This window comes from Enterobacter sp. HMSC16D10, assembly GCF_001807145.1.
Classification (GTDB): Bacteria; Pseudomonadota; Gammaproteobacteria; order Enterobacterales; family Enterobacteriaceae; genus Enterobacter; species Enterobacter roggenkampii.
On the sequence record NZ_KV787862.1, the window covers coordinates 113754 to 123710 of the forward strand.

Here is a 9957-nt window from a genome sequence, read left to right on the forward strand (position 1 = left end):
AGGCGTAGCCGCCACCCGGCAAAAGGGGTTACGCGGTTGCCACCTTATCCCGCAGCGCCTGCTTCTCCGCAGGCGTCAGGAAGGCGATCTCCAGCCCGTTAATCTGCGCCTGACGGATCTGCTCGCGGCTCAACCCCGCCTGCGGTGCGGCGATGTTGTACTCGTGGATGATATCCACGCCCTGAACCGCCGGATCGTCCGTATTCAGCGAGGCCAGCACGCCGTGCTCGAGGAAGGTTTTCAGCGGGTGCTGCGACAGCGATGCTACGGTGCTGGTCTGAATGTTAGACGTCAGGCACGACTCAATCCCGATGCGCTGCTCCGCCAGGAAATCCATCAGGGCGCGGTCTTCTACCGCCTTCACGCCGTGACCGATACGTTCGGCGCCCAGCTCGCGGATGGCCTGCCAGATGCTTTCCGGGCCAGCCGCTTCACCCGCGTGCACGGTAATGTGCCAGCCGGCATCGCGCGCGCGGTTGAAGTGGGAGAGGAACAGGCTGCCCGGGAAGCCCAGTTCATCACCGGCGAGATCGACGGCGGTGATGGCATCGCGATGGGCCAGCAGCGCTTCCAGCTCCTGCAGGCAGGCGGCTTCACCGAAGGTACGGCTCATGATGCCGATCAGGCGAGCCTGAACGTCGAAGGTTTTGCACCCTTCGCGGACGCCTTCAATGACGGCTTCCACGACGCCTGCAACGGGCAGGTTGTGGGTCATCGCCATGTAGCCCGGCGAGAAGCGCAGCTCGACGTAGTGCAGGCCGTTGCGGGCGGCATCTTCGATGTTCTCAAACGCCACGCGGCGGCAGGCATCCAGCGACGCCAGCATTTTCACGCCCCAGTCGAGTTTGCTCAGGAAGCTGACCAGGTCCGGTTCATTAGAGGTCACCTGCACGTGAGGGATCAGGGACTCAAGGGTCTGAGCAGGAAGCGTTAAATTGAACTGGCGGCCAAGATCGAGGATGGTTTGGGCACGAATGTTACCGTCAAGGTGACGATGAATATCAGTTAAAGGCAGGCGTGTATCAATCATGGTCGCACTCTTTTCTGGTTAAAGTGCGCCATATTATAAAAACAAAACGGGGTAAAAAGCTATTTGCGCAAGGGAATATTCCGTTGCGCAAATTGATTACAGAAGCGTATTAATGCCGGCAATCAGGCGTTGAACCCCTTGCTCCAGCTTGCTGCGCGGGCAGCCCGCATTCAGGCGTACGAAGCCATTTCCCTCTTTTCCATAGGTATATCCCGGCATGATGGCGACCTTTTGCTGCTCAATCAGCACTTTTTGCAGCGCCCGATCGTCAATATTCAGCGGACGCAGATCGATCCAGGCCAGATAGGTCGCTTCCGGCGGCTGCCAGTTGAGTTTCGGAAAAGCGCGGTTTACTTCCTGAGCGATATACAACAGATTCTCTTCCAGATAACCCCGCAGGGCATCCAGCCACGGCCCCCCTTGCTGATAGGCGGCGATATGCGCCGTTAGCGCCAGCACGGAAGGGGAAGAGAGCCCGTCCCGACCTTTTAACGCGCTGAGATAGCCGTTACGGCTCTCTTCATCGCCGATCAGGCCATAAGCCCCCGTCAGCGCCGGAATGTTAAAGCTTTTCGAGCCGGAGGTCAGAAGCGCCCATTTGCTCCGCGCCACTGCGGTCCACGGCGTGTGACGATGTTCTCCCCACACCATGTCCATATGGATTTCATCGCTGATAACCGCCACGTCATAGCGCTCGCAGAGTTCCGCCATCTGCGTCAATTCATCCCGCGTCCAGACCTTGCCGGTCGGATTCTGCGGGCTGCACAGCAGCAAAATTTTGTTTTCCGGTTTCGCCAGCGCCGCTTCGAGGGCTGCCATATTGCCCTGCCAGCCAGCGGCCTGTTTTTCCATTTCAACCGCCACAACACGACGCCCGTTACCCTCTATGGCTTTGTAAAAGGCATCGTATGCCGGGGTGTGAACCACCACGCCGTCGTCGGGTTTTGACCAGAGGCGAATCAGTTCCGAGACCATGTAGATGACGGAGGGGCCATAAACCACGCTTTCGGTATCAATTCGGATGTTAAAGCGCTGCTGGAACCAGTGTGCGACGGCGGCGAGAAACTCGTCGTTTTTCCAGCGGCTATAGCCAAACACGCCGTGATGAATGCGCTGTTGCAGCGCGTCGGTTATGCAGGGGGCGGTGGCGAAATCCATATCCGAGATGGTGAAGGGCAGCAGATCGGCCGCGCCAAAGCGGTCGGCGACATAGTCCCACTGCGTACACCAGGTGCCGTGTCGATCCACGACGGTTGAGAAATCAAACATGCTTTAATCCTTAACGTAAAACCCCCTCATGGTGAGGGGGCTGAGGCATCAGGCTTCTACTGTTCGCATCAGGGTCGCCAGCTCATCTTTCACTGACTGTACCTGCGGGCCGATAACCACCTGCAAATTGTGCTGGTTTAACTGTACCACGCCGATGGCCCGGTTGGCCTTGAGGGCGTTGGTATCCACTTTTGACATATCCGCCACCGACAAACGCAGGCGGGTAATGCAGTTATCCAGCGAGGTGATGTTATCCGCACCGCCCAGCGCCGCCAGAATGGCAGGGGTGTTATAGCCGGATTTGCCCACGGTACCGGCAACCGCCTGTTCAACGCTGGTGGCCGTATCAATATCGCGTCCTGGCGTTTTCAGGTTAAAGCGGGTGATGGCGAAGCGGAAGATCCCGTAGTACACCGCAAACCAGATTGCCGCCACGACAGGGACCAGATACCACTTAGTCGACAGGCCGTGCAGGATCCCGAACACCACGAAGTCGATGACGTTACCGTCAGTGTTGCCGATGGTGACGCCCAGCACCGCCATCACGGTGAAGCCCAGACCGGTCAGCACCGCGTGAATCAGATACAGCACCGGCGCGACGAACAGGAACAGGAACTCGATAGGCTCGGTGGTACCGCCCACGACGCAGGCGATCACGCCGGAAATCAGCAGGCCTTTAATTTTATGACGGTTTTCCGGGCGCGCGCAGTGGTACATTGCCAGCGCAGCACCCGGCAGGCCGCCGAGGAAGGCAGGCATTTTACCCTGAGACAGGAAGCGGGTTGCGCTTTCGGAGAAGCCGTGTGTCGTCGGGCAGCTCAGCTGCGCCTGGAAGATAGTCAGCGCGCCGCTCACGTCGTGACCGCACACCTCCATGGTGCCGCCCGCTTCGGTGAAGCGAATCAGGGCCACCAGGATATGCTGCAGGCCAAACGGCAGCAGAAGACGCTCGCCGGTGCCGAAAATCATCGGACCAAAATCTCCCGCGCCGTTAATGATGCGGCCAATGCCGTTGATGCCCATAGCGAAAACTGGCCAAATCAGCGGAATAATCAGACCAAACAGTCCCATAACGACCAGGGTCACGATCGGGACAAAGCGGGTGCCGCCGAAGAAGGCCAGGGCATCCGGCAGGCGGATATTGTGGAAGCGCTCGTGCAGCATCCAGATAATTACCCCGGCGATCACCGCCCCGAGGATCCCGGTATCAATAGACTGGATGCCAATCACGCTCTGAATGTTGTTGGCCTTCAGAACGGCGGCGTCGGTGGTCGGCAGTATGCCTTTTGCGGTCAGCCAGAAGTTAACCGCCAGGTTCATCACCGCGTAGCCCACAAAACCGGCAAACGCCGCGACGCCTTTGTTCTCGCGGGCCAGGCCCAGCGGGATTGCAATACAGAACATCACGGGCAGGAAACTGAAGGCAAAGGAGCCGACTTTACTCATCCAGATAAAGATCGCCTGCAGCACGGGCGCACCGAGGAAGGGGATCAGCGTGATGACGTCTTTACTGCTGAGCGAACTGCCGATCCCGAGCATGATCCCGCAGAACGAGAGAAGCGCCACGGGCAGCATAAAGGTTTTACCCAGTTGCTGGAAAAATTCCCACAGCGATATTTTTTGTGCTGCTTTCGCCGTCATAAAACGACTCCTTTATTGTTAAAATCAGTTTGTCTGCTTCAATGCTGCGAGAAGATAAAACGTTTTATCAAAGTTTAGTGCGCGCTAAATCACATTCTCAGGCTTTTACTGGTAGTATAAAGATAACGTATTGATAAAACGTTTTACCGATCTCATTTTTCAGGGAGTCACGCCAACACATGGCTGTAGCGAAAAAAGTCACCATCAACGATGTCGCGCTGGCGGCGGGGGTTTCCGTCAGCACCGTTTCTCTGGTACTGAGCGGCAAAGGACGCATCTCTCCCGCGACCGGTCAGCGGGTGAATGAGGCGGTTGAGCAGTTGGGCTTTGTGCGAAACCGCCAGGCGTCGGCGCTGCGCGGCGGGCAAAGCGGGGTGATTGGCCTGATTGTCCGTGACCTGACGTCACCGTTCTATGCGGAGCTGACCGCCGGCTTAACCGAAGCGCTTGAAGCGCAGGGGCGGATGGTCTTTCTGCTTCACGGCGGTCGCGAGGCCGATCAGCTGCTTTCCCGGCTCGATATGCTGCTGAATCAGGGGGTGGACGGGGTGATCGTCGCCGGGGCGTCGGGCGTGGGCAGCGAGCTGTGCGAGCGTGCCGCTGAAAAAGGCGTGCCGCTGGTGTTTGCTTCACGCGCCAGCTACCTCGATGAAGCCGATACGCTGCGCCCGGATAACATGCAGGCGGCGCAAATGCTGACCGAGCATCTTATTCGTCGCGGCCATCAGCGCATTGCCTGGCTGGGCGGCAAAAGCTCGTCCCTGACCCGCGCCGAACGGGTCGGCGGCTACTGCGCGACGCTGATTAAATACGGCCTGCCGTTCCACAGCGAGTGGGTTGTTGAGTGTGAGTCCAGCCAGAAGATGGCGGCGGAAGCGATAGGCGCGCTGCTGCGCAGCAGCCCGACCATCAGCGCCGTCATTTGCTATAACGATGTGATCGCCATGGGCGCCTGGTTTGGCCTGATCCGCGCCGGGCGTCAGAGCGGCGAGGGCGGGGTGGAAACCTTCTTCGGCCACCAGGTGGCGCTGGGGGCGTTCGCCGACGTCGGGGAAAACGCCCTCGACGACCTGCCGATCGTCTGGGCCACTACCCCCGCGCGGGAGATGGGTTACACCCTGGCGGACAGAATCATGCAGCGTATCGACAATACGGATGTACAGGCCGGGCACCAGATTGTGGCGGCGCGGTTAGTGACGGTGAAATAATATCGCCCGGCGGCGCTGCGCTTACACGGGCCTGCAACGGCCCGGAATCGTAGGCCGGGTAAGCGTCAGCGCCGCCCGGCAATAAAAAACCCCTCATGCGAGGGGTTTTGACGTTTACTGCTGCGGTGCCGCCGGTTCGGCTGGCGCTGCCGGTTCAGCCGGTTCCGGCATCCCCAGAGCAGGCATGCCAAACATGCCGACAAAATCCTCCAGCGGCATTTTGTCGCCGTTGAGCGTGACCTGGCCGTTGGCGTACTGCAGGCTGGTGGAAATCGTGTTGTTGTCCACCTTCGTGATGCGGAACATCTGGCCCATGGCCGCCAGACCTTTCACCTGCTGGTTCGCCAGCTTGCCGGCATCTTCATCGCCGTAGCCTTCCAGCTTCGCAATCTGGGTCATAAACTCGGTCGCCATATCCATCGGGATGGTCAGCTTGCTGTCGAGCGACTTCACGCTGCGATCCACTTCCTGCGCCAGCGTCTGCGGTTCACCCGTGGCGGTGGCCGGATCTTTCAGGAACAGCGACAGGTTGAAGCTGGTTTCACCTTTGCTGTTTTTCCAGCTCAGCGGCGCAACGGTGATCACCGGCTCGCCTTTCAGCAGGATCGGCAGGTTGTTGAACAGCACTGCCATCGCCTGCTGCTGGTACACTTCCGGGTTCTGCTGCAGCGCGGCATCGGTCAGCAGCGCCTGGCTCTCTTTGCTGTATTTCTGGCTAAATTCGTGCCACGCCTGGCCGTCGATATTGCCGATCTTCAGCGACAGTTTGCCGGTGCCCAGATCCTGATTCTGCACTTTCAGGCTCTTCAGCGTGTAATCCAGCTGGGTATTGATGCTCTTACCGTCTTTGGACACGTCGGATTTGCCGTTAACGTCCATGCCTTCCAGCACGGCCATCTCTTTGCCTTCAACCGCAATGGCGACTTTATCGAGAGACAGTTTCTGATCGCCGATACGCTCTTTAAAATCGGTCATGCGGCTGTTGCCGTCGGCCTTCAGGTTGTTGAAGGTGAGCTGAACTTTTTGATTGTATTCGTTCACGGCGTTGACCAGGCCACTTTCCGCTTCACCCGTCAGGGAGAACACGTTCCCGTCGCGGTCCGCGTCAAGTTTGAAGTGACCACCGCTAAAGGCGACTTTCTCATTCTCTTTCTCGTAGTTCAGCGCTTTCAGGGCAATATCAGAACTCGTGTCACCGGCATAGCTGATGCGGGTGTCGATTTCGAAAGGTGAGGTATTTTTTGCCAGGTCGAACAGCGGTTTGGTGACGTCGTTATTCACCAGGACCGTGTGAACGGACGCCATTGACGGGATCAGGTTAAACGACTTTAGCTGCGCCAGCGGGAAGGGACCGTGGCTGACCACTTCATCCAGCACCACGCTCTGACCCGTTTTCAGCCAGCCGTTTTCCGTACCGGCAACCGGCTTCACCACAACCTGCATACGGCTGGTAAACACGCCGCGCTGATAATTCTGGTAGCTCAGCTCAAGGCCCGCTTCCGGCGCGCTGCGCTTAATCTCTCCGTTAGCCTGCGCCACCATTTCAGCCAGGCGTCCTTCCAGCTGTTTCCCGGTAAACCAGGAGGCACCCGTCCAGACCACGCCTAACGCTACAATCACTCCTACCGCTACGACCGATTTTTTCATTGCGACTATCCCTAAAATGAAACCAGGCGGTAAAAACCGCCTGGAGATATTAAGCCTGCAACTAGCTTAGCAAGAGTTGTTAAAAAATTCAGTAAGTGCTTAAAGCTTATTGAAAACGCGCGCCAGTCGACCGGTGCCGCTTACGCTAACCGGAGACTCATTGGCTGCAACGAATGCTGATTCACCGGGCTTAAGCACCAGACGCTGTTCGCCTTTGTGCAGCGTCGCTTCGCCTTCCACGCAGAACAGGATCGCCGCACTTTCCTGTGCGATGGTCGTTTCTGTCTGGCTCAGGTCGTGCAGGGAGAAAGCAAAATCCTCAACCGGAATCGGGAAGTCCAGCTCTGCGCCGTTTTTCACCGGCTGAGTCAGCAGCTCCGCGGCAGGTTTCGCCACGAACTTGACGTTGGCAACCAGCTCGGGGATGTCGATGTATTTCGGCGTCAGGCCCGCGCGCAGCACGTTGTCAGAGTTGGCCATCACCTCCAGCGCCACGCCCTGCAGGTAGGCGTGCGGAGTTTCCGCGAACAGGAACATTGCTTCACCCGGATTCAGCTTCACCACGTTCAGCAGCAGAGGGGAGAACAGGCCGCTGTCGTCCGGATAGAACTGCGCAATAAGACGGATGGTCTCCCACGGTTCACCTTGCTGGCTCTCCAGGGCGGCTTTCAGCACCGCCAGGGCGTGGGATTTCTCTTCACCCTGCATGTTCAGCAGGCTGGCAAACAGCTGGCTTAGCGCCTCGGCATTCGGGTTTTCAAGGAAATGCGCGATAGCGTTATTGGCACCCGCGACCGGCTGCAGCAGGGAGATAATCTCTGAAAATTCGCGGAACGCGTTCATCGCCAGGAACGGCGTCAGCGCGAACACCAGCTCCGGCTTGTGGTTAGGATCTTTGTAGTTACGCTCGGCGGCGTCTAACGGAATACCCGCCGCGTTCTCTTTCGCAAAGCCGATTTCAGACGCTTGCTTGTTCGGATGAACCTGGATGGAGAGCGGCTGGTCTGCGCACAGCACTTTAAACAGGAACGGCAGTTCGCCAAAGCGCTGAGCCACCTTGTCGCCCAGCAGCGCGGTTTTATCGCCGTCAATCACGTCGCGCAGGCTGCGTGCCTGGCCGCTGGCGTCTTCAATTTTTGAGCTGCTCTTCGGGTGCGCCCCCATCCACAGTTCTGCCATCGGCAGGTTGTTTGGGTTCGCGATACCGTAGAGATCCGTTAACGCAGTTTTACTTCCCCAGGCGTAGTTTTGCACTGAGTTGATGAGTTTTTGCATTATCAAGCCCTGATTCAAATGTGGAATAAACTCCGGGTATTAAAGCAATAAACCACCTGGAAGTAACCTGTGGATGTAAAAAGTCGTACTAGTCTCAGTTTTTGTTAAAAAATTGTGTAGGATAAGCTGACTCGCTTTTAAGCCGGGCAGCGGAACATCTGCCCTGAATAAACAGACCGAAGCAGTAAGTGAGAGACCAATGTCGAATAAACCCTTCCATTATCAGGATCCTTTCCCCCTCAGTAAGGATCAGACCGAGTATTACCTGTTAACCCGCGATCACGTCTCCGTCTCTGAGTTTGAAGGACAAGAGATCCTCAAGGTGGATCCGCAGGCGCTGACGCTGCTGGCGCAGCATGCTTTCCACGACGCCTCGTTTATGCTCCGTCCTGCGCACCAGCAGCAGGTGGCCGATATTCTGAGCGACCCGGAAGCCAGCGAAAACGACAAGTACGTTGCCCTGCAGTTCCTGCGTAACTCCGATATCGCGGCGAAAGGCATTCTGCCTACCTGCCAGGATACCGGCACGGCGATCATCGTCGGTAAAAAAGGCCAGCGCGTCTGGACCGGCGGCGGCGATGAAGCGGCGCTGGCGCACGGCGTCTACAACACCTACACCGAAGACAACCTGCGCTATTCGCAAAACGCGGCGCTGGACATGTACAAAGAGGTCAACACCGGCACTAACCTGCCTGCACAGATTGACCTCTACAGCGTCGACGGGGATGAGTACAAATTCCTCTGCATCGCCAAAGGCGGCGGTTCGGCCAACAAAACCTATCTCTATCAGGAGACCAAAGCGCTGCTCACCCCGGGCAAGCTGAAGAATTATCTGGTTGAGAAGATGCGCACCCTCGGCACCGCGGCGTGCCCGCCGTACCATATCGCGTTTGTGATTGGCGGTACCTCGGCGGAAAGCACGCTGAAGACCGTGAAGCTGGCCTCAACCAAATACTACGACGGCCTGCCAACCGAAGGTAACGAGCACGGGCAGGCGTTCCGCGACGTGCAGCTTGAGCAGGAGCTGCTGGAAGAAGCGCGCAATCTGGGCCTCGGCGCGCAGTTTGGCGGTAAATACTTCGCCCACGACGTGCGCGTGATCCGTCTGCCGCGTCACGGTGCATCCTGTCCGGTCGGGATGGGCGTCTCCTGCTCTGCGGATCGCAACATCAAGGCGAAGATCAACCGCGACGGCATCTGGATCGAGAAGCTGGAGAACAACCCGGGCAAATACATCCCGGAAGAACTGCGTAAAGCGGGCGAGGGGGAAGCGGTTCGCGTGGATCTGAACCGTCCGATGAAAGAGATTCTGGCGCAGCTTTCTCAGTATCCGGTCTCGACCCGTCTCTCCCTGAACGGCACGATTATCGTGGGCCGCGACATTGCGCACGCGAAGCTGAAAGAGCGTCTGGACAACGGCGAAGGGCTGCCGCAGTACATTAAAGATCACCCGATCTACTACGCGGGCCCGGCGAAAACGCCTGAAGGTTATGCCTCTGGCTCATTAGGCCCAACCACGGCGGGCCGTATGGACTCGTACGTCGACCAGCTGCAGGCTAACGGCGGCAGCATGATCATGCTGGCGAAAGGCAACCGCAGCCAGCAGGTAACGGACGCCTGCCACAAGCACGGCGGCTTCTACCTCGGCAGCATCGGCGGCCCGGCTGCGGTGCTGGCGCAGGGCAGCATCAAGAGCCTGGAGTGCGTGGAATACCCGGAACTGGGCATGGAAGCGATCTGGAAAATTGAGGTGGAAGACTTCCCGGCGTTTATCCTCGTGGATGACAAAGGTAACGACTTCTTCAAACAGATCCAGTCTTCTCAGTGTTCGGCGTGTGTGAAGTAGTCTGAAGAAAATGCCGGGTGGCGGCTTCGCCTTACCCGGCC

At 58.0% G+C, this 9957-nt stretch carries 7 protein-coding genes; 2 read left to right on the forward strand and 5 right to left on the reverse strand.

Annotated elements, in window-relative coordinates; translation table 11 throughout:
• Window positions 1-28 precede the first annotated feature (28 nt).
• From add to malX, 3 genes are all read right to left on the reverse strand, one after another.
• Window positions 29-1030 carry an adenosine deaminase gene (add, locus tag HMPREF3143_RS08560; protein ID WP_023343982.1) on the reverse strand — a complete coding sequence of 334 codons (1002 nt, stop codon included), beginning with the start codon at window positions 1028-1030 and terminating at the stop codon, window positions 29-31.
• A 96-nt stretch (window positions 1031-1126) separates the two neighbouring features.
• Complete coding sequence (locus tag HMPREF3143_RS08565; protein WP_070532630.1) at window positions 1127-2299, reverse strand: MalY/PatB family protein; 1173 nt, start codon at window positions 2297-2299, stop codon at window positions 1127-1129.
• Window positions 2300-2347: 48 nt separating this feature from the next.
• Complete coding sequence (gene malX, locus HMPREF3143_RS08570; protein ID WP_023343984.1) at window positions 2348-3940, reverse strand: maltose/glucose-specific PTS transporter subunit IIBC; 1593 nt, start codon at window positions 3938-3940, stop codon at window positions 2348-2350.
• A gap of 179 nt (window positions 3941-4119) precedes the next feature.
• Here malX and HMPREF3143_RS08575 point away from each other — a divergent pair, with 179 nt between their 5' ends.
• Window positions 4120-5148 (forward strand): Mal regulon transcriptional regulator MalI, encoded by a 1029-nt coding sequence (locus HMPREF3143_RS08575; RefSeq protein WP_021241148.1) that lies wholly within the window; start codon window positions 4120-4122, stop codon window positions 5146-5148.
• A 114-nt stretch (window positions 5149-5262) separates the two neighbouring features.
• On the opposite strand, the gene HMPREF3143_RS08580 is transcribed toward HMPREF3143_RS08575, so the two are convergent.
• Together HMPREF3143_RS08580 and manA are read right to left on the reverse strand one after the other, a co-directional pair.
• Window positions 5263-6795: a YdgA family protein gene (locus tag HMPREF3143_RS08580; protein WP_070532636.1), complete on the reverse strand. Its 1533-nt coding sequence runs from the start codon at window positions 6793-6795 to the stop codon at window positions 5263-5265.
• Window positions 6796-6894: 99 nt separating this feature from the next.
• A complete protein-coding gene (manA, locus tag HMPREF3143_RS08585; protein WP_070532639.1) occupies window positions 6895-8070 on the reverse strand; it encodes a mannose-6-phosphate isomerase in 1176 nt (391 codons plus the stop codon).
• A 199-nt stretch (window positions 8071-8269) separates the two neighbouring features.
• Here manA and fumA point away from each other — a divergent pair, with 199 nt between their 5' ends.
• On the forward strand, window positions 8270-9916 hold the full coding sequence (gene fumA / locus HMPREF3143_RS08590) for a class I fumarate hydratase FumA (RefSeq protein ID WP_044596731.1): 1647 nt from the start codon (window positions 8270-8272) through the stop codon (window positions 9914-9916).
• The last annotated feature ends 41 nt before the right edge of the window (window positions 9917-9957 follow it).

What these genes read in the sequence shown, in the direction of transcription:
- add (WP_023343982.1), bottom strand. Translation starts at nt 1,030, where the DNA reads ATGATTGATACACGCCTGCCTTTAACTGATATTCATCGTCACCTTGAC.
- HMPREF3143_RS08565 (WP_070532630.1), bottom strand. Translation starts at nt 2,299, where the DNA reads ATGTTTGATTTCTCAACCGTCGTGGATCGACACGGCACCTGGTGTACG.
- malX (WP_023343984.1), bottom strand. Translation starts at nt 3,940, where the DNA reads ATGACGGCGAAAGCAGCACAAAAAATATCGCTGTGGGAATTTTTCCAG.
- HMPREF3143_RS08575 (WP_021241148.1), top strand. Translation starts at nt 4,120, where the DNA reads ATGGCTGTAGCGAAAAAAGTCACCATCAACGATGTCGCGCTGGCGGCG.
- HMPREF3143_RS08580 (WP_070532636.1), bottom strand. Translation starts at nt 6,795, where the DNA reads ATGAAAAAATCGGTCGTAGCGGTAGGAGTGATTGTAGCGTTAGGCGTG.
- manA (WP_070532639.1), bottom strand. Translation starts at nt 8,070, where the DNA reads ATGCAAAAACTCATCAACTCAGTGCAAAACTACGCCTGGGGAAGTAAA.
- fumA (WP_044596731.1), top strand. Translation starts at nt 8,270, where the DNA reads ATGTCGAATAAACCCTTCCATTATCAGGATCCTTTCCCCCTCAGTAAG.